This window comes from Streptomyces sp. NPDC085460 (genome assembly GCF_044541975.1).
GTDB lineage: Bacteria > Actinomycetota > Actinomycetes > Streptomycetales > Streptomycetaceae > Streptomyces.
The window spans coordinates 186,010-207,403 of the sequence record NZ_JBITTO010000008.1 but is presented as its reverse complement, the minus strand read 5'-3'; the positions used below and the strand labels follow the sequence as shown (position 1 = coordinate 207,403).

19 protein-coding genes are annotated in these 21,394 nt (G+C 73.4%); 9 read left to right on the top strand and 10 right to left on the bottom strand.

The annotated features are described in order from the left end of the window. Nucleotides 1–5: 5 nt before the first annotated feature. A complete protein-coding gene (locus tag ACIGHB_RS22165) occupies nucleotides 6–599 on the bottom strand; it encodes a TetR family transcriptional regulator (protein WP_399915309.1) in 594 nt (197 codons plus the stop codon). A 16-nt stretch (nucleotides 600–615) separates the two neighbouring features. Further along, nucleotides 616–1,623 carry an aldo/keto reductase gene (locus tag ACIGHB_RS22160; RefSeq protein ID WP_399915307.1) on the bottom strand — a complete coding sequence of 336 codons (1,008 nt, stop codon included), beginning with the start codon at nucleotides 1,621–1,623 and terminating at the stop codon, nucleotides 616–618. Between the two features lie 234 nt (nucleotides 1,624–1,857). Here ACIGHB_RS22160 and ACIGHB_RS22155 point away from each other — a divergent pair, with 234 nt between their 5' ends. Further along, a complete protein-coding gene (locus tag ACIGHB_RS22155; RefSeq protein ID WP_360307559.1) occupies nucleotides 1,858–2,034 on the top strand; it encodes a DUF6243 family protein in 177 nt (58 codons plus the stop codon). Between the two features lie 62 nt (nucleotides 2,035–2,096). Here the strand turns inward: ACIGHB_RS22155 and ACIGHB_RS22150 are convergent, their stop codons facing one another. After that, entirely contained in the window at nucleotides 2,097–3,515 is a 1,419-nt protein-coding gene (locus ACIGHB_RS22150; protein WP_399915305.1) for an MFS transporter, read from the bottom strand. A 100-nt stretch (nucleotides 3,516–3,615) separates the two neighbouring features. On the opposite strand from ACIGHB_RS22150, the gene ACIGHB_RS22145 reads away from it, so the two are divergent. The 4 genes from ACIGHB_RS22145 (at nucleotide 3,616) to ACIGHB_RS22130 (ending at nucleotide 10,293) form a co-directional block, all read left to right on the top strand. Continuing rightward, nucleotides 3,616–4,497 carry a helix-turn-helix domain-containing protein gene (locus ACIGHB_RS22145; protein ID WP_399915303.1) on the top strand — a complete coding sequence of 294 codons (882 nt, stop codon included), beginning with the start codon at nucleotides 3,616–3,618 and terminating at the stop codon, nucleotides 4,495–4,497. Between the two features lie 67 nt (nucleotides 4,498–4,564). Beyond that, entirely contained in the window at nucleotides 4,565–5,701 is a 1,137-nt protein-coding gene (gene dusB / locus ACIGHB_RS22140; RefSeq protein ID WP_360307568.1) for a tRNA dihydrouridine synthase DusB, read from the top strand. A 358-nt stretch (nucleotides 5,702–6,059) separates the two neighbouring features. Further along, nucleotides 6,060–8,771, top strand: a complete 2,712-nt coding sequence (gene ppdK / locus ACIGHB_RS22135; protein WP_399915300.1) for a pyruvate, phosphate dikinase — start codon at nucleotides 6,060–6,062, stop codon at nucleotides 8,769–8,771. A 493-nt stretch (nucleotides 8,772–9,264) separates the two neighbouring features. After that, on the top strand, nucleotides 9,265–10,293 hold the full coding sequence (locus ACIGHB_RS22130) for a winged helix-turn-helix domain-containing protein (protein ID WP_360307574.1): 1,029 nt from the start codon (nucleotides 9,265–9,267) through the stop codon (nucleotides 10,291–10,293). On the opposite strand, the gene ACIGHB_RS22125 is transcribed toward ACIGHB_RS22130, so the two are convergent. Next, nucleotides 10,263–11,423, bottom strand: a complete 1,161-nt coding sequence (locus tag ACIGHB_RS22125; RefSeq protein ID WP_399915298.1) for an alkaline phosphatase PhoX — start codon at nucleotides 11,421–11,423, stop codon at nucleotides 10,263–10,265. The genes ACIGHB_RS22130 and ACIGHB_RS22125 overlap by 31 nt on opposite strands. A 184-nt stretch (nucleotides 11,424–11,607) precedes the next feature. Between ACIGHB_RS22125 and ACIGHB_RS22120 the strand changes: the two genes are divergently transcribed. Both ACIGHB_RS22120 and ACIGHB_RS22115 read left to right on the top strand, forming a co-directional pair. Then, nucleotides 11,608–12,075 (top strand): group III truncated hemoglobin, encoded by a 468-nt coding sequence (locus ACIGHB_RS22120; RefSeq protein WP_360307580.1) that lies wholly within the window; start codon nucleotides 11,608–11,610, stop codon nucleotides 12,073–12,075. Between the two features lie 105 nt (nucleotides 12,076–12,180). Further along, nucleotides 12,181–12,594 carry a VOC family protein gene (locus ACIGHB_RS22115; protein ID WP_399915296.1) on the top strand — a complete coding sequence of 138 codons (414 nt, stop codon included), beginning with the start codon at nucleotides 12,181–12,183 and terminating at the stop codon, nucleotides 12,592–12,594. An 18-nt stretch (nucleotides 12,595–12,612) separates the two neighbouring features. Here the strand turns inward: ACIGHB_RS22115 and ACIGHB_RS22110 are convergent, their stop codons facing one another. The 6 genes from ACIGHB_RS22110 to ACIGHB_RS22085 form a co-directional block, all read right to left on the bottom strand. Continuing rightward, the gene (locus ACIGHB_RS22110) at nucleotides 12,613–13,374 is read right to left on the bottom strand and encodes an SDR family NAD(P)-dependent oxidoreductase (protein WP_399915294.1); all 762 of its coding nucleotides are present in this window, start codon (nucleotides 13,372–13,374) and stop codon (nucleotides 12,613–12,615) included. 23 nt (nucleotides 13,375–13,397) lie between these two features. Next, complete coding sequence (locus tag ACIGHB_RS22105; protein ID WP_399915292.1) at nucleotides 13,398–14,762, bottom strand: MFS transporter; 1,365 nt, start codon at nucleotides 14,760–14,762, stop codon at nucleotides 13,398–13,400. A 92-nt stretch (nucleotides 14,763–14,854) separates the two neighbouring features. Next, nucleotides 14,855–15,439, bottom strand: a complete 585-nt coding sequence (locus ACIGHB_RS22100; RefSeq protein WP_399915290.1) for a TetR/AcrR family transcriptional regulator — start codon at nucleotides 15,437–15,439, stop codon at nucleotides 14,855–14,857. Nucleotides 15,440–15,477: 38 nt separating this feature from the next. Then, nucleotides 15,478–15,807 (bottom strand): nitrite reductase small subunit NirD, encoded by a 330-nt coding sequence (gene nirD, locus ACIGHB_RS22095; RefSeq protein ID WP_360307595.1) that lies wholly within the window; start codon nucleotides 15,805–15,807, stop codon nucleotides 15,478–15,480. Continuing rightward, nucleotides 15,804–18,323: a nitrite reductase large subunit NirB gene (gene nirB, locus ACIGHB_RS22090; RefSeq protein WP_399915288.1), complete on the bottom strand. Its 2,520-nt coding sequence runs from the start codon at nucleotides 18,321–18,323 to the stop codon at nucleotides 15,804–15,806. The genes nirD and nirB overlap by 4 nt, the downstream gene beginning before the upstream one ends. After that, nucleotides 18,320–19,510 (bottom strand): NAD(P)/FAD-dependent oxidoreductase, encoded by a 1,191-nt coding sequence (locus ACIGHB_RS22085; RefSeq protein WP_399915286.1) that lies wholly within the window; start codon nucleotides 19,508–19,510, stop codon nucleotides 18,320–18,322. Before ACIGHB_RS22085 ends, nirB begins: the two co-directional genes overlap by 4 nt. A 184-nt stretch (nucleotides 19,511–19,694) precedes the next feature. Between ACIGHB_RS22085 and ACIGHB_RS22080 the strand changes: the two genes are divergently transcribed. Next, nucleotides 19,695–21,173, top strand: a complete 1,479-nt coding sequence (locus tag ACIGHB_RS22080) for a ferric reductase-like transmembrane domain-containing protein (RefSeq protein WP_399915284.1) — start codon at nucleotides 19,695–19,697, stop codon at nucleotides 21,171–21,173. After that, a complete protein-coding gene (locus tag ACIGHB_RS22075; RefSeq protein ID WP_399915282.1) occupies nucleotides 21,170–21,370 on the top strand; it encodes a hypothetical protein in 201 nt (66 codons plus the stop codon). The genes ACIGHB_RS22080 and ACIGHB_RS22075 overlap by 4 nt, the downstream gene beginning before the upstream one ends. Nucleotides 21,371–21,394 lie beyond the last annotated feature (24 nt).

The following is a 21,394-nucleotide window of genomic DNA, read 5'->3' as shown; positions in this document are numbered from 1 at the left end:
GTGTCTCAGGGGCGGCGGAGCGCCCTGAGGACGAGCGAGAGGACGGCGCCGAAGGCGGTCTCGATGTCCGGCGCGGACCAGTCGGCGGCGTGCGCCGGGTCGTGGAAGCGGTCGGTGGCGTCGAAGACCGCGCGGGCGGTGGTGGTGACGTCGGGGTCCGCGGCGGCGAAGGCCCCGTCCCGGATCCCGTCCGCGAGGATGGCGGCGATCTGGGCCACGAGGTGGTCCACGTGCCGGTCGACCACCGCGCTGTTCTCGCCGATCAGGACCATGAACGTCGCCATCAGCTCCGGGTCGTCGCCCGCCTTGCGCCGCTTGAGCGCGAAGAGGCGGTGCAGCCAGCCGCTCAGCCGCTCGTCGGCGGGGCCGGAGCCCTCGGCGTACGGGCGGAGCTCGGTCACGTTCCGCTCCAGCCACCGCTCGGTGACCGCCTCGCGCAGGGCCGCCTTGGTGCGGAAGTGGCGGTAGACGCTGCCGTGGCTCACGCCGAGCGCCCGGGCCACGTCCACGACCGTCGCCTTCGCGGGGCCGTACCGCCGCAGCACCTCCTCGGTGGCTTCGAGGATGCGCTCGGCGGTGAGGGTTTCGGTGGCGGCCATGGACCGACAGTACCCGTCAGTGCGCGCTGTCCAGGTGGGCCATCTGCGCCAGCGGGTAGCGCTCGCCGGCGGCGGCGCCCGCCGGGACGGCCCGCTCGATCGCCGCGAGGTCGGCCGCGTCCAGCACCACGTCGAGCGCGCCCAGTGCCTCGGCGAGCCGGGCGCGGGTGCGGGCGCCGACCAGCGGCACGATGTCCTCGCCCCGGGACAGGGCCCAGGCGATCGCCGTCTGGGCGACGGAGACGCCCTTGGCCTCGGCGACGGCCCGCAGCCGGTCCACCAGATCGAGGTTGCGGTGCAGGTTCTCGCCCTGGAAGCGGGGGCTCATGCCGCGGAAGTCGTCCGGGGCGAGCGCCCGGTCGCGGGTGAAGTGGCCGCTGATCAGACCGCGCGAGAGGACGCCGTACGCGGTGACGCCGATGCCCAGCTCGCGGGCGGTCGGCAGGATCTTCTCCTCGATGTCCCGGGAGACCAGCGAGTACTCGATCTGGAGGTCCGCGATCGGGGCCGTGACCGCGGCCCGGCGCAGGGTGTCCGCGCCCACTTCGGAGAGGCCGATGTGCCGGACGTGCCCGGCCTCGACCAGCTCGGCGATGGCGCCGACGGTCTCCTCGATCGGGACGTCGGGGTCGACGCGGGCGATCCGGTAGACGTCGATGTGGTCGGTGCCGAGCCGCTGGAGCGAGTACGCGGCGAAGTTGCGCACCGCCGCCGGCCGGCCGTCGTAGCCGGTGAAGCCGCCCTCGACGGTGCGCAGCGCGCCGAACTTCACGCTCGTCAGCGCCTGCTCGCGCCGCCCGGCGGGCGCGGTGCGCAGGGCCTCGGCGATCAGCAGCTCGTTGTGGCCCATGCCGTAGAAGTCGCCGGTGTCGAGCAGGGTGACGCCGGCCTCCAGGGCGGCGTGGATCGTCGCGATCGACTCGGCCCGGTCGGCCTCGCCGTACAGCGCGGACATCCCCATGCAGCCGAGACCGAGCGCGGAGACGGTGGGGCCGGTGGTGCCGAGGGTGCGGGTGGGAAGCATGACGGTCTCCTGGGGGGAGGAGGGGTAGGTGCTCCTCAACCATGACATGTGCGATGACAGATTTCAATATTTGTCATTCCGTGCGGGGTGAGGGCGCACCGGAAAACCGGATGCGCCGCCCCCCGCCGCCCCGATACCGTGCGGGCATGTTTGCTCACCTCCCGATCTACGAGTGAGAGCGGCGCGCAGGCCGATCCACCGACCACCGCCCACCTCATCGAAGGGGAGCCCCCCATGGCGAAGAGCCGCAACAACCTCCTCGGCGTCGGAGGACAGCGCAAGAAGCTGTCCCGCGCCGACCAGCAGGGCGGCGCGCAGAGCCGCGCCGCCGACCGCCGCTCCGCGGAGGAGAAGAAGCAGGACCTCCTGAAGAAGATGCGCGAGCGCACCCAGGACGCCGCCACCGAGTAGTGCCCCCACGGAGGGCCCGGACCGCCGCCCGCGGCCCGGGCCCTTCGCCGTACCCCCTCGGCTCAGACCGCCGTCCTCGGCAGCCGCAGGGCGTACAGGCCCGTCAGCAGGGCCAGCACCAGCTGGACCAGCAGGGTCGCCGCAAGCGCCGTGCCCATGGAGCCCGTCGCCGCCAGGGACAGGAAGAGCGAGCCCAGCGTCGCCACGCCCAGGGCCAGCGCCGCCTGCTGGGTCGTCACCATCACGCCGCTGCCCACCCCCGCCCGCTCCGCCGGCACCTCGGCGAGCACCACGCGGAACAGCACCGGCAGCTGGAGCCCCTGGCCCAGGCCCGCCACCGCCATTCCCGGAGCGAGCGTCCAGGGGGACACGTCCGGCCAGGAGTGCCAGGCGGTCCACGCCAGCATCCCCAGACCGGCCGCCTGGACCACCGCGCCCACCGGGATCACCCGGGTGCCCCAGCGGGCCACCAGCCGAGGACCGGCCAGCGAGGCGGCGAAGAAGGCCAGCGCCATCGGGGCGAGGGCCGCGCCCGAGGCCACCGGGCCCAGCGCCAGACCCTGCTGGAGCGCCACCGCCACCACCAGCATGAAGCCGCCGAAGCCGCCCGAGAGCGGCAGCACCAGGACCAGCCCCCGGCGCAGCGGCGCGAGCCGCAGCAGGGACGGCGGGACCAGCGGGGTGCCGCCCCGGCGCTCCGCGTGCCGCTCCGTCCGCCAGAAGACCGCCGCCACCACCGGGAACGCCGCCAGCGCGCCCCACGTCCACAGCGGCCACCCCGCCGCCCTGCCCTCCGTCAGCGGGGCGAGCAGCGCGGTGAGCGCCAGCCCGAGCAGCACCGTGCCCCGGACGTCCAGCGGCGCCGGGGCCGCCGCCCGGGTCTCCGGCACCGCGCGGAGCGCGAGCGGCAGCGCGAGGAGCACCACCGGCACGTTCACCAGGAAGGACGCCCGCCAGCCCAGGCCCGCCACGTCCGCCGCGACCAGCAGACCGCCCAGGATCTGGCCCGAGACGAACGCGAGCCCGTTGGTGGCCCCGTACAGACCGAGCGCTTTCGCCCGGCGGGCGCCCGCCGTCGAGGAGTGAAGGGTCGCGAGGACCTGCGGCAGCAGCAGCGCCGCCGCGGCACCCTGTGCCACCCGGGCCGCCACCAGGCTCCAGGCGGTCGGGGCCGCCCCGCAGAGCAGCGACGTCACGCCGAAGGCCACCAGGCCCGCCAGGAAGAGCCGGCGCCGCCCGTAGAGGTCGCCGAGCCGGCCGCCGAGCACCAGCAGCACCGCGTACGACAGGCCGTACCCGGCGACCACCAGCTCGAGCAGGGCCTCGTCCGCGCCGAGGTCGTGACCGATCGACGGCAGGGCGACGTTCACGACGAAGAAGTCCACCAGGGGGAGCGCCGCCCCCAGCAGCACGGTGAAGAGGCCGAGCGGGCCGAGGGCCGGGGCGGGCGGACGGGCGAGCGGGGGCGATGTCGTGGTCACGCCTCGACGATCGGCGGCCCGCCTCCCTGGTACCAGAGCCTCCTCATCCTGGTACCACGAGTGCCTGGCACCCGGCTCCCCGGACGGGCAGGCTGGGACCATGAGCACCGCAGGGACCACCGGACCCGACGCCCGCAGGCGCGAGCTCGCCGCCTTCCTGCGCAGCCGGCGCGAGCGCATCACCCCCGAACAGGTCGGCCTGGTCCGGGGCCGCAGGCGCCGCACCCCGGGGCTGCGCCGCGAGGAGGTCGCCCAGCTCTCCGCCGTCGGCGTCACCTGGTACACCTGGATCGAACAGGCCAGGGACATCCAGGTCTCCCCGCAGATCCTCGACGCCCTCGCCGGCGCCCTGCTCCTCGACCCCACCGAGCGCGCCCACCTCTTCGCCCTCGCCGGGCAGCCCGACCCCCGGCACGGCACCCCCAGCCCCGCCGTCACCCCCGCCGTGCGCGCCCTGCTCGACCAGCTGGAGCCGGTGCCCGCCGCCGTCCAGAACAGCCGCTTCGACCTCCTCGCCCACAACCGCGTCTTCGGCCGGCTCTTCCGCGACCTCGACGCGCTGCCGCCCGAGGACCGCAACACGCTCTGGCTGGCCTGCACCGACCCGGAGTTCCGGGCCGCCGTCACCGACCTGCCGGAGCTGATCGCGCTGCTCGCGGGCAAGCTCCGGGCCCAGATGGCCGAGCACCTCGCCGAACCCGCCTGGAAGCGTCTGGTGCACCGGCTCGAAGCGGCCTCGCCCGAGTTCCGCGAGGTCTGGGCCCGGCACGACGTGGTCGCCCCCGGCGGCCGGACCAAGGTGATCCGCAACGCCCTGGTCGGCCCGCTCCGCTTCGACCACACCAACCTCTGGCTCGGCCCCTCCGCGGGACCCGTCCTCGTCACCTACGTGCCGCTCGACGAGGAGACCCGGGAGGGGTGCGCGCGGCTGCTCGCCCTGGTGGCCGGCGAGCGGGCCGGGCGTCCGCTCGCCGCCGCCTAGGGCCCGGCCGGGCCGCCGTGACCGCGCGCCCGCCGGACCCGTTCGGCGGTGCGGGACAATGGGGTCCATGACCGCGTTCTCCCCCCTCTCCATCGGCCCGCACGTCGTGCAGCCGCCGGTGGTGCTCGCGCCCATGGCCGGCATCACCAACGCCCCCTTCCGGACCCTCTGCCGCGAGTTCAGCGGCGGCAAGGGCCTCTTCGTGAGCGAGATGATCACGACCCGGGCGCTGGTGGAGCGCAACGAGAAGACCATGCAGCTCATCCACTTCGACGCGACGGAGCAGCCGCGCTCGATCCAGCTGTACGGGGTGGACCCGGTCACCGTCGGCAAGGCGGTGCGGATGATCGTCGACGAGGACCTCGCCGACCACATCGACCTGAACTTCGGCTGCCCGGTGCCCAAGGTGACCCGCAAGGGCGGCGGCTCGGCGCTGCCGTACAAGCGCCCGCTGCTGCGCGCGATCCTCCACGAGGCCGTGTCGAACGCCGGCGACCTGCCGGTCACCATGAAGATGCGCAAGGGCATCGACGACGACCACATCACCTACCTCGACGCGGGCCGGATCGCCGTCGAGGAGGGCGTCACGGCGATCGCCCTGCACGGGCGGACGGCGGCGCAGCACTACGGCGGTACGGCCGACTGGGACGCGATCGCGCGGCTCAAGGAGCACGTGCCGGAGATCCCCGTGCTCGGCAACGGCGACATCTGGTCGGCGGACGACGCGCTGCGGATGATGCGCGAGACCGGCTGCGACGGCGTGGTGGTGGGCCGCGGCTGCCTGGGCCGCCCGTGGCTCTTCGCGGACCTGGTGGCGGGCATGGAGGGCACCGGCGGGTACCGGACGCCGGGGCTGCGGGAGGTCGCCGACGTGATGGTGCGGCACGCCACGCTCCTCGGGGAGTGGATCGGCGACGAGTCGCGCGGTGTCATCGACTTCCGCAAGCACGTGGCCTGGTACCTGAAGGGGTTCGCGGTCGGTTCGGAGATGCGCAAGCGGCTGGCGATCACCTCGTCCCTGGACGAGCTGCGCGCTCAGTTGAGCGAGCTGGATCTGGATCAGCCGTGGCCGGCGGGTGCGGACGGTCCTCGGGGGCGTACGTCCGGAAACAACCGGGTCGTCCTGCCGGACGGCTGGCTGAAGGACCCCTACGACTGCGCCGGGGTGAGCGAGGACGCCGAGCTGGACACGTCCGGCGGCTGAGATTTTCGGCCTTTCGAGGGAGTGATCCTCGCCACCCCTGAGGGGGGTGGTGCTCAGATGAGCAGGTTACGGGCAGCTGCACTGCCTGAAGGGGTGGCACTGGGTGCCACCCCTTTTGCGTTCAAGAGTTGAACGCAAATGGGCGCCGAGGGCGCTCATGTGAGCGTTTATTCCCTGGATTGGGTCAAGCGGGCTTCGGGGCGTGAAAGCGGAAGCTTCGCCTCGGTAACTTTCGAAGTGGGGGCGGACGGGTGGTTACGCCCGTGTGACCGGTAGGCGTACCTCCCCAGAAGCCTTCGATCTGGGTATGTTCCTCGCCGTCAGGGCAGCCAACCGAGTCGTCGAGGAGTCGAGACCCGTGTCGGAAAACAATGATCAGAAGTTCGTGTACGACTTCACCGAGGGCAACAGGGACCTGAAGGACCTGCTCGGTGGCAAGGGGGCCAACCTCGCCGAGATGACCAACCTCGGCCTCCCGGTCCCTCCGGGCTTCACGATCACCACCGAGGCGTGCAAGGTCTACCTCGAGTCCGGCTCGGAGCCCGTCGCCCTGCGCGACGAGGTCTCCGCCCACCTCGACGCCCTCGAGAAGCGGATGGGCAAGAAGCTCGGCCAGGCCGACGACCCGCTGCTCGTCTCGGTCCGCTCGGGCGCCAAGTTCTCCATGCCGGGCATGATGGACACGGTCCTCAACATCGGTCTCTCGGACGCCTCCGTCGAGGGCCTCGCCCGCCAGGCCGACAACGAGCGCTTCGCCTGGGACTCGTACCGCCGCCTCATCCAGATGTTCGGCAAGACCGTGCTGGGCGTCGAGGGCGAGCACTTCGAGGACGCCCTCGACGAGGCCAAGGCCGCCAAGAAGGTCGCCAGCGACACCGACCTGGACGCCGGCGACCTGAAGAAGCTCGTCAAGCAGTTCAAGAAGATCGTGAAGGCCGACACCGGCCGCGACTTCCCGCAGGACGCGCGGGAGCAGATGGACCTCGCCATCGAGGCCGTCTTCAACTCGTGGAACACGGACCGCGCCAAGCTGTACCGCCGCCAGGAGCGCATCCCGCACGACCTCGGCACGGCCGTCAACGTCTGCTCGATGGTCTTCGGCAACCTCGGCCCGGACTCCGGCACCGGCGTCGCCTTCACCCGCGACCCCGCCTCCGGCCACGCCGGCGTCTACGGCGACTACCTCCAGAACGCGCAGGGCGAGGACGTCGTCGCCGGCATCCGCAACACGGTGCCGCTCGCCGACCTGGAGTCGATCGACAAGGCGTCGTACGACCAGCTCATGCAGATCATGGAGACGCTGGAGACCCACTACAAGGATCTCTGCGACATCGAGTTCACCATCGAGCGCGGCCAGCTCTGGATGCTCCAGACCCGGGTCGGCAAGCGCACCGCCGGTGCCGCCTTCCGCATCGCCACCCAGCTCGTGGACCAGGGCCTGATCGACGAGGCCGAGGCGCTCCAGCGCGTCACCGGCGCCCAGCTCGCCCAGCTGATGTTCCCGAAGTTCGACGAGGACGCGAAGGTCGAGCAGATCGGCCGCGGCATCGCCGCCTCCCCGGGCGCGGCCGTCGGCAAGGCCGTCTTCGACTCGTACACGGCCGTCAAGTGGTCGCGCTCCGGCGAGAAGGTCATCCTGATCCGCCGCGAGACCAACCCGGACGACCTGGACGGCATGATCGCCGCTGAGGGCATCCTGACCTCGCGCGGCGGCAAGACCTCGCACGCCGCCGTCGTCGCCCGCGGCATGGGCAAGACCTGTGTCTGCGGCGCCGAGGAGCTGGAGGTCGACACCAAGCGCCGCCGGATGACCACCGCCTCGGGCGCGGTCGTCGAGGAGGGCGACGTCGTCTCCATCGACGGCTCCACCGGCAAGGTCTACCTCGGCGAGGTACCCGTCGTACCGTCCCCGGTCGTCGAGTACTTCGAGGGCCGCATGCACGCCGGCGCCGACGACGCCGACGAGCTCGTCGCCGCCGTGCACCGGATCATGGCCTACGCCGACCGCGTCCGCCGCCTGCGGGTCCGCGCCAACGCCGACAACGCCGAGGACGCCTCCCGCGCCCGCCGCTTCGGCGCCCAGGGCATCGGCCTGTGCCGCACCGAGCACATGTTCCTCGGCGAGCGCCGCCAGTACGTCGAGCGGCTGATCCTGGCCGACACCGACGCCGAGCGCGACGACGCCCTCAAGGCGCTGCTGCCGCTCCAGAAGACCGACTTCGTCGAGCTCTTCGAGGCGATGGACGGGCTGCCGGTCACGGTCCGCCTGCTCGACCCGCCGCTCCACGAGTTCCTGCCCGACATCACCGAGCTGTCGGTGCGCGTCGCCCTCGCCGAGTCCCGCAAGGAGCCGCACGAGAACGACCTGCGGCTGCTCCAGGCCGTGCACCGGCTGCACGAGCAGAACCCGATGCTGGGTCTGCGCGGTGTCCGTCTCGGTCTGGTCATCCCCGGTCTGTTCACCATGCAGGTCCGGGCGATCGCCGAGGCCGCGGCCCAGCGGATCGACGCCAAGGGCGACCCGCGCGTCGAGATCATGATCCCGCTCGTCGGCACCGTCCAGGAGCTGGAGATCGTCCGCGAGGACGCCGAGAAGGTCATCGCCGAGGTCCGGGCGGAGACCGGCGTGGAGCTGAAGCTCGCGCTCGGCACCATGATCGAGCTGCCCCGCGCGGCCGTCACCGCCGGCCAGATCGCCGAGGCCGCCGAGTTCTTCTCCTTCGGCACCAACGACCTCACCCAGACGGTCTGGGGCTTCTCCCGCGACGACGTGGAGGCCAGCTTCTTCACCGCGTACCTGGAGAAGGGCATCTTCGGCGTCAGCCCCTTCGAGACCATCGACAAGGACGGCGTCGGCGCGCTGGTCCGCTCCGCGGTCCAGGCCGGCCGGGCCACCCGCCCGGACATCAAGCTCGGCGTCTGCGGCGAGCACGGCGGCGACCCGGAGTCGGTGCACTTCTTCCACGAGGTCGGCCTCGACTACGTCTCCTGCTCGCCCTTCCGGATCCCGGTGGCGCGTCTGGAGGCGGGCCGCGCGGCCGCCGAGTCGAAGGGCAGCGACAGCCGCTGACCCGAGGGGCCCCGGCCCCGCGAAGCCCCCGGGACCGCCGTCGGTCATCCCTTCCGAACCCTCACCGACGGGCGGCGGTCCCGGATCCGAAAGAGACGGGACGGACACCTTGTGCGGAGGTGTCCGTCCCGTCGTTTTCACGTCAGATTCATGCGCAATTACGTCCGCATTGAATTATTGGAAATTGAACGTCTGTGTTTGCGGGTGTTTCGGCTGCGGCCCCCGGATCCCCACCCGGGGGCCGCACCCTTTTTCATGGTGTCGGGCAGGTGAGCCGCAACCCTCGCCGACCGCCGCCGGACGGGCAAAGCCCCCCACGGTCTTCACCACGTCACCTCGGTCCTGAAGGTTTCCTGCCCGACCCGCACAGCATTTCCGTTGGGCCGTGTTCGCCGCGATGCTTTTCAACTGTGGCTGAAACACCCTGGTAACGTGCAGTGATGGTGTGCATACTCGACCGCGGGGTGGTTGCGAGTGCACAGGTGGGGACTTCATGCTTCGTATTCATTTCACCGCGGGCGATCTGGCGGGGGTGCGGATCGCCGCCCGTCCTGACGTCCTGTGGGAAACGATTCTCAGCTTTCACCGTTTAAGGGACCGGCGCGGCCCGGTGGTGTTCGGCGGATGGCGCGCGGATACGCGGGCGCGGCTCGGCGGGGAGACCCGGCTCCTCGCCGCCCTCGTCCCGAGCCGCGGCTATTTCCCCGATTTCCTCACCCCGGCGGAGGGCCTGCACGGCCTCGACGACGGCCTCCAGGCGGTCCGTGCGACCGCTCCCGGCCGGCTGCGCTCGGAGCTCTCCCTGCTGGCCGCGGACCGGACGGGCGGCCGCACGGTGCCGCACTCGCTGCGGGCCCTCGCCGACGGCGGCCCGGAGCCCTTCGACCGGCTCCTCGGGGCGCTGCGCAGCTACCACCGGGCGGCGGTGGAGCCGTACTGGCCGCACATCCAGGCCCGGGTGGAGGCGGACCGGGCGTGCCGGGGCCGGGCCGTCCTGGACGGCGGCGCGGAGGAGCTGCTCGACTCGCTGCCGCCGATGCTGACCTGGCGGGCGCCGGTCCTGGAGGCGGCCTATCCGGTCGACCGGGACGTGCACCTGGACGGGCGGGGGCTGCTGCTCCAGCCCTCGTACTTCTGCCGGGGGACGCCGGTGATGCTGCGGGACCCGGCGCTGCCGCCGGTGCTCGTCTACCCGGTGACGCACGGGGAGTCGCCGACGGTCCGCCCGCCCGGCGCCTCCTCGCTGGCGAAGCTGGTCGGCCAGACCCGCGCGGAGGTCCTCCAGGCCATCGGGGACGGCGGGACGACGAGCGAGCTGGCCCGGCGGGCCGGGGTGTCGCTCGCCTCGGCCAGCCAGCACGCGGGCGTGCTGCGGGAGGCCGGTCTGATCGCCACGCTGCGGCACGGGAACGCGGTGCTGCACACGCTGACGCCGCTGGGCGCCGCGCTCCTCGGCGGAGGCGGGGCCCAGCGGCGCGGTGAGGTGCGCTGTTACGCCCGGAACGGGCCGGTCACCTCGTAGGTGATGCCGCCCGAGGAGCTGCCGGTGGTGCCGCGCTGGCTGGAGAAGTACAGCCGGGTGCCGTCGGGGGAGAAGGCCGGTCCGCAGATCTCGGAACCGGACTGGCCGGTGATCCGCAGGAACGGCGACACGACGTCGTCCGGCGTGATCAGGCAGATCTCCATGTTGCCGCCGTCCTCGGCGATGTACAGGTCGCCTGAGGAGCTTCCGGTGACGTTGTCCACGCCGGTGAGCGGGGCGGCGCCGCCGGGCACCAGCGAGTCGTCGTAGGCGAGCTCGTAGGTGTTGTTGGTGAGGTTCAGCTGCCAGAGGCGGTTGTCGCCCTTGGTGGTGAACCAGACCTTGTCGTCGGCGTAGTGGCAGCCCTCGCCGCCGTTGAACTTCTTCGCGCCGGAGACCTGGGTGCGGGTGGTGGTCGGCGAGCCGTCCGGGTCCGGCACGTTCTGCCAGGTGAAGGAGCCGGAGGTGGCGCTGCCCGCGACGAGGACCTGGAGGGTGCCGGAGGCGAGGTTGCCCCAGGTGGTGGGGACGAAGCGGTAGAAGCAGCCGCTGGACTCGTCCTCGGTCAGGTAGATCACCCTGCGGACCGGGTCGGCGGCGGCGGCCTCGTGCTTGAAGCGGCCCATGGCGTCCCGGCGGACCGCCGCGTTCACGCCGTACGGGTCGGTCTCGTAGACGTACCCGAGGCTGACCTCCTCGCAGGACAGCCAGGTGTTCCACGGGGTCTTGCCGCCGGCGCAGTTCTGCCGGGTGTTGGACAGGATGCGGTAGGCGCCGGTGACGGTGCCGGACGAGTTGAACCGCAGCGCGCTCGCGCCACCGCTCGGGTTGATCTCCGAGTTCGAGACATATATCCAGCCGCTGCCGTCCGTGTAGCAGGCACCCCCGTCAGGGGCGTTGTGCCAGGTGTACGAGGTGCCGGGGACGGTCTGTCCCGAGCGGGCCACGATCCGGCTGGTGAACCCGGCCGGCAGCATGATGCCGTTCGCGTTCGCCGCGCCGAGGGCCCCGTAGGGGCCGGTGCCGGGCTGGGCGGGCGCCGCGTAGGCGGCCCCCGCCATCAGGGTGCCGCCGAAGGCGGCCGCCGACGTGCCGATGACCGCTCCACGCAGGAAACTGCGTCGCTCCACGTGTTCTCTCCAGGGGTGTGGTGACCGCCCGCCGCACGGTCAGCGGCGGGGCCGCGCGGAGAGTGAACCTAGGAGCCCGGAGTTGACTGAGCATCAACAACCGATGACGGGGAAGGGGCGACTGCGGGGCGGGCCGGGACCTTCGGCACTGGGGGCGCCGTGCCCCGCCCGGCAGACTGGGGGCATGCGCGAAACCCGGGAGCCCACCGACATCGCCGGCCGCGACGACCTCGACGTGCTGCTGCGCCGCTTCTACACGGCCGCCTTCGCCGACCCCCTCATCGGGCCCTTCTTCACCGAGGTCGCCGGGACCGATCTGGAGGTCCATCTGCCGCGCATCACCGACTTCTGGGAGCGGGCCCTCTTCCGTACCGCCGCGTACGGCCGGGACGCCTTCGGGCCGCACGCGGCCCTGCACTCCGCCCGCCCGCTCACCCCCGCCCACTTCGGGCGCTGGGTGCAGCTCTGGCACGCCACCGTCGACGGGCTCCACCGGGGGCCGCTCGCGGACCGGGCCAAGGCGATGGGGGAGCGGATCGCCGTCTCGATGATGAAGCGGCTGGGCGGCCCCGGCGCGGAGGCCGAGGCGGCCACCGGCGGGACCGGCGGTTTCGTCCCGCTGGCGGCGCTCACGCTGCGCGCGGCGGCCTGAGCGAAAAAACTTCTCCGGGAGCGATGAGTTCGGGCTGGCCGGTCCGTCTTACCTCTCGACAGCACCGCACGGCGGACCCGTACGACGGAGAAGAGAGAGCACACCATGGCACAGCAGATGATCTTCGTGAACCTGCCCGTGAAGGACCTCGCCACCAGCCGCGCCTTCTACGAGAAGCTCGGGTACGCGATCAACCCGCAGTTCAGCGACGACAGCACCGCCTGTGTGGTGATCAGCGACACGATCTTCGTCATGCTGCTCACCGAGGAGAAGTTCGGCACCTTCACCGCCCCCGGCAAGGCGACCGCCGACGCCTCCGCCACCACCCAGGTGCTGCTCACGCTCAACGCCGAGAGCCGCGAGAAGGCCGACGAGCTGGCCGACCGGGCCCTGGAGGTGGGCGGCAGCCCGGCGAAGGAGCCGATGGACATGGGCTTCATGTACGGGCGCTCCTTCGCCGACCCGGACGGCCACCACTGGGAGGTCTTCTGGATGGACCCCACCGGGATGGAGGGCTGACCGTCCTCGCGGGCGGGCTCAGGCGGAGACGCCGCCGTCGACCACCAGGTCCGTGCCGACGGCCGAGCCCGCCGCGTCCGACGCGAGGTAGAGGACGGCCGCCGCGATCTCGGCGGCCGAGGAGATCCGGCCGAGCGGCGACTGCTCCTTCATCCGGACCTCCCGCCCGGCCTCCGTCTCGCCGGGCAGCAGCGACATCGAGGACTCCGAGGCGCCGGGGCTGACCGCGTTGATGCGGACCCCGTCGGCGATGTGGTCGCGGGCCGCGGCCCGGGTGAGCGCCGAGACGGCCGCCTTGGAGACCTGGTAGCCGAAGACGCCGGGGATCCGGACGTGCGGGCCCAGGTTGGACGAGATGTTGACGATCGCGCCGCCGCCGTGCGCCCGCATGTGCGCCACCTCGGCCTGGAGGGCGTTGAGGACACCGGTGACGTTGGTGTCGAGCAGCGCCTGCCAGTCGTCGAGGGGGAAGTCGGCGGCGCTGTGGCCGCCCCGGAAGATCCCCGCGTTGTTCACGGCGACGTCGAGCCCGCCGTACGTCTCCACGGTGCGGCGGACCAGCTCGCGGGTGGAGTCGGGGTTCGTGATGTCGGCGGTGACGGCGGTCGCGGTACCGCCTTCGGCCTCGATCAGGGCCACGGTGGCGTCGAGGGCCGCGGCGGTGCGCCCGGCGGCCACCACCCTTCCGCCCTCGGCGGCGAAGGCGCGGGCGATCTCACGGCCGAGGCCGGAGCCGGCGCCGGTGACGAGGACGACGCGGCCGGTGAAACGTGCGGACATGGGAACTCCCCTGGATGCTGTGGTCACTTGGCGAGACGGAAGGTGAGGAAGGCCAGGGCGGCGAAGAGCCCGGCCGCCGCGGCGAGCGGCGCGGCGGAGCCGCCGAGGGTGAGCAGGGCGGCGAAGAGCACGGTCGGTCCGAGCTCCATCGCCGTGTTGAGGACGCCGCCGGCGAGTCCGGCCCGGTCGGCCGGTACGTGTTCGGTGGCGAGGACGGCGGCGCCCGCGAAGGAGAGCGCCCCGCCGGCGGGCAGCAGCAGAAGGCCGGGCAGCAGCCCGTAGGCGTACGGGACGGCGGGGTCGCCCGCGCCCGCGGCGAGCAGCGCGAGACCGGCGCCGGCGGTGCCGAGTCCGGCGGCGGTGACCCTGCCGGGTCCGTACCGTCCGAGCAGCGGTCCCGCGAGCCGGCCCGCGCCGAGCAGCGCGGCGGCGAAGGGCACGAAGGCGGCCGAGGTGAGCAGCGCCGACCAGCCGCGCTCCCGCTGGAGGCCGAGCGACAGCAGGACGAAGACGGTGGCCGTGCCGGCGGCGGTGAGCGCGATGGCGGTGAGCCCGAGGAGCCGCCGCCGGTCGCGCAGGAAGTCCGGCGGGAGCAGCGGGTCGGCGGCCCGGCGCTCGGCGCGGGCGAAGCCGGCGAGCAGGGCGAGGCCGGTGAGCAGCGGTACGAGGACGGGCGCGGAGCCCCACGGGTGCGCGTCGGTCAGCACGAGCCCGGTGCTGGCCAGGACGATCCCGGCGGTGGCCAGCAGGGCGCCCGGCAGGTCGAGGGCGCGGCGGGCGCCGGGCGGGGTGGCGGGCAGCAGCCGGGGCGCGAGGAGCAGGGCGGCGAGCGCGACGGCGACCGGCACGGCGAAGGAGGCGCGCCAGGAGGCGGCGGCGGTGAGGACGCCGGAGAGCAGGTTCCCGGCGGTGGCGCCGAGCACGGACAGGCCGCCCCAGGTGCCCATCGCCCGTCCGTACGCGGCGGGTTCGGGGTACAGGGCGCGCAGCGCGCCCATCGCGGCCGGGGCGACGAGCGCGGCGCCGGCGCCCTGGGCGAAGCGGGCGCCGAGCAGCGGGCCGTACCCGGTGGCGAGCGGGGCGAGGGCGGAGGCGGCGGCGAAGAGCAGCAGTCCGGCGGTGAGCGTCGACCGCGCGCCGTACCGGTCGGTGAGCCGTCCGCCGAGCAGCAGGAGCCCGGCGAAGGTCAGTCCATAGGCGGCGCTGAGCAGGATCAGCTCGCCCTGGTCGAGGCCGAACTCGGCGCCGATCAGGGGGAGCGGCACGGCGAGCGAGGCGAGCGTGAAGATGAGCGTCGCCTGCACGGTCCCGAGCAGCGCGAAGCCCCGGCGGGCACCCCCGTGGTCCACCGGCGCTCCGGGCGCCGCGGTCCCCTCGTACGTCGTCATGCCGTCCCCCTTGATCTGTACTTGACCGTACATTCCGGAATCGAGCCCGGGAAAAGGCGCCCCCGTGAGGGCGCCCGTTTCTCGCGGCCCGCTCAGTCGAGCAGGCGCAGTGCCTGCTCCGCCGCGTCCCGGACCCTGGCCGGGTCCGTCGACGCCTTGCCGACCACCCGGATCCCCTGGAGCAGGACCAGCAGCATCCGGGCGAGGGCGCGCGGGTCGCGGTCCTCCGGCAGCTCGCCCTGGGCGCGGGCCCGGGTGAGCGCCGAGTGCAGCAGGGTCTCGATCTGCTCCCAGCTCAGCTCGACCCGGCGGGCCACCACCGGATCGCGCGGGGCCAGTTCCGTCGCCGAGTTGGTGACGAAACAGCCGGTCAGGCGCAGGCCCTCCGTCGTCGCCTCGGCGGCGAAGCGGCGGACCAGCGTCCGCACGGCCGGCAGGGCCGGGCCCGGCGCGGACAGCTCCTCGACGAGCCCCGGGTCCCGGGACTCCAGGTAGCGGTCCAGCGCCTTCAGGTACAGCTCGTGCTTGTTGCCGAAGGTCGCGTAGATGCTGGCCCGGCCGATCCCGAGGTGCTCCACGAGGTCCGCCATCGACGTCGCCTCGTAGCCGCGCGCCCAGAACAGGTCGAGTGCCGCCTGGAGCGCGGCCTCGGGATCGAATTCCTTGGTCCTGGCCACGTCGTGGACAGTACGCCTTTCTGGAACGATCGGTCAAGCTAGACCGTGCGGACCGGATAGACCGCCACCGTCACCTCGTCGTCGTCCAGGCACCGGCCCGTCTCCAGGTCGAAGCGCTGCTTGAGGAGCGGCGAGGCCACGAACGGGCGGCCGTCCGCCGTACCGATCAGCCCCCGGGAGAGCACCTGCGCCCCGGTGAAAGGGTCGCGGTTGTCGATCGCGTACGCCCGCCCCGCGCGGTCCCGGAAGACCGCCGCCTGCCGGCCGTCCGGCAGCAGCGCCGCCAGGCCGCGGCCCGGGGTCAGCCGGGCCTCCTCGCAGACCGCCATCCAGGCGTCGGGGGAGTGGCTGAGTTCCACGCTTGTCATCGGGAGGCTCCTTCCAGGGTGCCGATCGTCAGGATCGTGAGGTCCGGCTTGATCTGGTCCCGCTCCGGCACGAACCGCACCGTCGGGTCCGGGGTCTCCGGCGCGTTGACGAAGGAGACGAACCGGCGCAGCCGCTCCGGGTCGTCCAGGGTCTGCGCCCACTCGTCCTGGTAGTCGGAGACGTGCGCCGCCATCAGTGCCTCCAGCTCGTCGCAGAGGCCCAGCGAGTCCTTCACGATCACGTCCCGGAGGTGGTCGAGGCCGCCCTCCAGGCGCTCCAGCCACACCGACGTCCGCTCCAGGCGGTCCGCCGTCCGGATGTAGAACATCAGGAACCGGTCGATGAGCCGGATCAGTTCGGCGTCCGACAGGTCCTGGGCGAGCAGGTCCGCGTGGCGCGGGGTCGCGCCGCCGTTGCCGCCGACGTACAGGTTCCAGCCGTTCGCCGTCGCGATCACGCCGAAGTCCTTCGACTGGGCCTCGGCGCACTCGCGGGCGCAGCCGGAGACCGCCGACTTCAGCTTGTGCGGGGCGCGCAGGCCCCGGTAGCGCAGCTCCAGCTGGATCGCCATCTTCACCGAGTCCTGCACGCCGTAGCGGCACCAGGTCTGCCCCACACAGGACTTCACCGTGCGCAGCGCCTTGCCGTACGCGTGCCCGGACTCGAAGCCGGCGTCCACGAGCCGGGTCCAGATCGCCGGGAGCTGGTCGACGCGGGCGCCGAAGAGGTCGATCCGCTGGCCGCCGGTGATCTTCGTGTAGAGGCCGTAGTCGCGGGCCACCTCGCCGATCACGATCAGCTTCTCCGGGGTGATCTCGCCGCCGGGGATGCGCGGCACCACCGAATAGGAGCCGTTGCGCTGGAGGTTGGCCAGGTGGTGGTCGTTGGTGTCCTGGAGCGCGGCCTGCTCGCCGTCGAGGATGTAGCCGTTGTTGAGCGAGGCGAGGATCGAGCCGACGGTGGGCTTGCACACCTCGCAGCCCTCGCCGCCCTTCGCGCCGTCCCGCCCGTGCGAGTCGAGCAGCGCGGCGAAGGAGGTCACCCGCAGCGTGCGGGCGATCTCGTAGAGCTCGCTGCGGGTGTAGGAGAAGCAGCCGCAGAGCCCTTTGTCGGCCGCCTTCGGCAGCAGCTTCTCGATCACCTTCACGCAACTGCCGCAGCCCGTACCGGCCTTGGTGCACTTCTTCACCTCGGGCAGCGAGGTGCACTGGGTGATCGCGTGCTTGGTCACGTTGTGGCAGGAGCAGATGACGGCGTCGTCCGGCAGCGCCGAGGGGCCCAGCGCCACCGGCGCCCCGGCCCCCGCCGGGAGGACCAGCTGCTCGGGGGAGACCGGCGGCTTCGTCCCGGTCAGCGGGCGCAGCAGCCCGTACGACTCGGCGTCGCCGACCAGCACGCCGCCGAGCAGCCGGCCCTCGGCGTCCACCACCAGCTTCTTGTAGACGCCCGACCGGGAGTCCGAGTAGACGACGTCCAGGCAGCCCTCGGCGGTGCCGTGCGCGTCGCCGAAGGAGGCCACGTCCACACCGAGCAGCTTCAGCTTGGTCGACAGGTCGGCGCCGGTGAACCCGGTGTCCTCGCCCGCCTCCTCGGCGAGGACCGAGGCCACCGTCAGGGCCATCTCGTAGCCGGGCGCCACCAGGCCGTAGACCCGCCCGTCGGAGGCGAGCGCGCACTCGCCGATCGCGAACACCGCCGGGTCGGAGGTGCGGCACAGCTCGTCCACGGCGATGCCGCCGCGCTCGCCCACGTCGAGTCCGCACTCCCGCGCCAGCTGGTCCCGGGGCCGTACGCCCGCCGAGAAGACCACCAGGTCGGTGGCGAGTTCGGTGCCGTCCGACAGCTTCATGCCGGTCACGGACCCGTCGGCCGTCACGACCTCCTGGGTGCCCGTGCCGGTGTGCACGGTCAGCCCCATCTGCTCGATCGTCCGCAGCAGCGCGGCGCCGCCGCCCTCGTCGACCTGGACCGGCATCAGCCGGGGCGCGAACTCCACGATGTGCGTGTCGAGTCCGAGGCCCTTCAGCGCGCCGGCCGCCTCCAGACCGAGCAGACCGCCGCCGACCACGGCACCGGTCGTCGCCGTCTTCGCGTACTCCTCGATGGCGAGGAGGTCCTCGATCGTCCGGTACACGAAGCAGCCGGTGGCGTCCTTGCCGGGCACCGGCGGCACGAAGGGGTACGAGCCGGTGGCGAGCACCAGGTGGTCGTAGGCGACGACCCGGCCCGACCGGGCGGTCACCGTCCGCGCCGCCCGGTCGATGCCCACGACGGGCTCGTCCGTGTACAGCTCGATGCCGTGCTTCTCCATGAAGCCGTCCTCGACCATCGACAGGTCGTCGGGCGTCTTCCCGGAGAAGTACGAGGTCAGCTGGACCCGGTCGTACGCCGGGCGCGGCTCCTCGCAGAGGACCACGATCCGGGCCCGCTCGGTGACGCCCCGGTCGGCGAGCGCCTCCAGGAACCGCTGGCCGACCATTCCGTGGCCGACCAGGACGATGGTGGGAGTGGTCATGAGGAGCCTCCGTCGTGGGTGAGCAGGTGCAGCAGGGGGGCCTCGGGGAGGGCTTCGTCGCCCTCCCAGGCCCGGGCGAGCGCGCCGACCGCGGCCAGATCGCCGAGGAGGACGCCCCCGACGAGCCGGTTGTCGCGGACGACGACCTTGCGGTAGGCGCCCTTGGTCGCGTCGGCCAGCTGGACGACGTCGTCCCCCGGCCGCGCGGTGGCCTCGCCGAAGGCGGCGAGGTCCAGCGGCCGCGCCCCGCCGAGGGTGAGCCGGGTGAGCGCCCGGGTGCCGGTGTAGCGGGCCCCGGGGGCGCCGGACAGCACGTCCGCGAGGACGTCCGCCTGTTCGAGCGCCGGGCCCGCCAGGCCGTAGACCCGCCCGTCGTGCTCGGCGCAGTCGCCGATCGCGTGGATGTACGGGTCCGAGGTCCGCAGCTCGTCGTCGACGACGACGCCGCCCCGCACGTCGAGACCGGCCTCGCGGGCCAGCGCGACCCGGGGGCGCACCCCGCAGGCCAGGACCACGACCTGGGCGTCCAGGACGAAGCCGTCGGCCAGCTCGACCGCCGTCACCGCCCCGTCCCGCTGCCGCAGTCCGCTGACCCGGCACTCGGTGTGCGTCTCGACGCCGAGCCCGTCCAGGTGCTCCCGCAGCAGCGCGGAAGCCTGCGGGTCCAGATGGCGCTCCATGAGCCCCTCGCCCTGCTGGGTGAGGACCACCTCCGCGCCCAGCGCGGCGAGCGCCCGCGCCGCCGACACCCCGAGGAGCCCGCCGCCGATGACGACCGCCCGCATCCCCGGCCGGACCGCGGCCCGCAGCGCGAGGCAGTCGTCGAGGGTGCGGAAGGAGTGCACGCCCTCCGGGAGCTCCGCCCCGCGCAGACCGCGCAGCGGAGGCAGCACCGGGTTGGAGCCGGTGGCCAGGACCAGCCGGTCGTAGGGGACGAGCTCGCCGTCGGAGCACTCGACCGTCCGGGCCGCCCGGTCGATCCCCACCACCCGCACGCCGCGGCGCGCCGGCTCGCGGGGCTCGGGCAGGGCGACGACCTCGGGGGCGTACCGTCCGGCGAGGACGTCGGCGAGCAGCACCCGGTTGTACGGGGCGTGCGCCTCCTCGCCGAGGAGGGTGACCGGCAGGCGCTGGGCGAGGCGGAGGCCCGCCGTTCCGCCTCCGACCACCACGATCCGTGTACTCATACCCGGAAGGGTGCGCGGCCGGTGTTTCCCGGCGGCATCCCGACTGTTTCCCGTACGGAACGCTGATCTCCGCGACCGGGCCGGCGCGCTGTGAGGGCGGAGGGGCCGCCGGGATTAAGCGGTGATCAGCCTCGCCTCAAGGGCGGCTTAAGGACCCCGCTTCCCGTATACGGGCCGCCCTAGGGTGCCGAAGGTGACCACCGAGGCTCGCCAGCACCCCCTGTACGCCCGCGTCCCCGTCCCGTACGCCACCGCGGACCCGACGCCGCCGATCCCGCCGACCCCGCCGACCCCGCCGGCGGGTCGCGGTGAGGCGTCGGCCCCGCCCGCGGGTCGCGGTGAGGCGGCCGCCCCGCGGCTCGCGCCCGATCGGCTGCGGGACGGGATCGTCGGCGGTGCCGGGGCGGTCGCCCTGCTGTGGGGGGTGCAGGCCCGGCCCTCCGCCCGCCTCGACGCCTTCTTCGCCACCGGCGCCCACCTCACCGGCCTCCTCGCCGGGTACGGCGTCCTCGTGCTGCTCCTCCTCATGGCCCGCGTCCCGGCGGTCGAGCATGGCGTCGGCGCCGACCGGCTGGCCCGCTGGCACGCGCGCGGCGGCCGGTACGTCCTCGGCCTGATCGCCGCCCACACGGTCCTCGCCCTCGTCGGCTACGCCGTCCACACCCGTACCGACCTGGTCACCGCCACCGGCGGCCTCCTCTCCTACGGGGCGATCGCCGCCGCCGGCGCCGGCACCCTCCTCTTCACGGCGGTCGGCGTCACCTCCGCCCGCGCCGTCCGCCGCCGCCTCCGCCACGAGACCTGGCACGCCGTCCACCTCGGCGCCCTGCTGGCCGCCGCCCTCGGCTTCGTCCACCAGCTCGCCGGGCCCGACCTCGGCGGGCCGCTCACCCGCTGGCTCTGGTCGATGGCGCACGCCACCGTCGCCGTCCTGCTCCTCTGGTACCGCTTCGTCGTCCCGGTACGTGCCGCGCTCCGCCACGACCTGCGGGTCGCCGAGGTCCGCGACGAGACGCCCGGCGTGGTCTCCGTGCTGGTCCGGGGCAGGGGAGTGGCCCGGCTCCGCGCCGAACCCGGCCAGTTCTTCCGCTGGCGCTTCCTCAGCCGGGGCCTGTGGGCCACCGCCCTGCCCTTCTCGCTCTCCGCGCCCGTCCGCGACGACACCCTCCGCGTCACCGTGAAGGTCCGCGGCGACCACACCCGACGGGTCCGCAGGCTCCGCCCCGGCACCCGCGTCCTCGCCTCCGGCCCCTACGGAGCCCTCACCGCCCACCGCCGTACCCGCCGCAAGGTCCTGCTGCTCGCCGGCGGGGTCGGCATCACCCCGCTGCGGGCCCTCTTCGAGTCCCTGCCCGGCGGCCCCGGCGACCTCACCCTCCTCTACCGCGCCTCCGACGAGGGCGGGCTCGTGCTCCGCGAGGAGCTGGAGGCCATCGCCCGCGAGCGGCGCGCCGCCCTCCACTACCTGCTCGGCCCCTCGGACTCCTCCTACGACCCCCTCGCCCCGCGCGCCCTGCGCGCGCTCGTCCCCGACCTCGCCGCCCACGACGTCTACCTCTGCGGGCCGCCCGCCATGGCCCGCGCGGCGACCGCCTCCCTGGTCAGGGCAGGCGTCCCGGCCGCCCGCGTCCACACAGAGAACTTCGAGGAGCCGACCCCGTGACCACCGGAACCCAGCCGACGGCCCGCCACCGGGCCCGCCGCCGGCCGCCCTCGGAGGAGCGGCTGCGCCGCCGGCTCGCCGCCGCGCTCCTCGGCGCCGGGGCGCTCGCGGCGACCCTTCTCACGGCCGTGGAACCGGCGGCTCCGCCCGCCCCCGACCGGGAGCCGGGGCACACAAGCTCAGACCTTGCTCAATGATCACGCGATCGATGGACGGGGCAA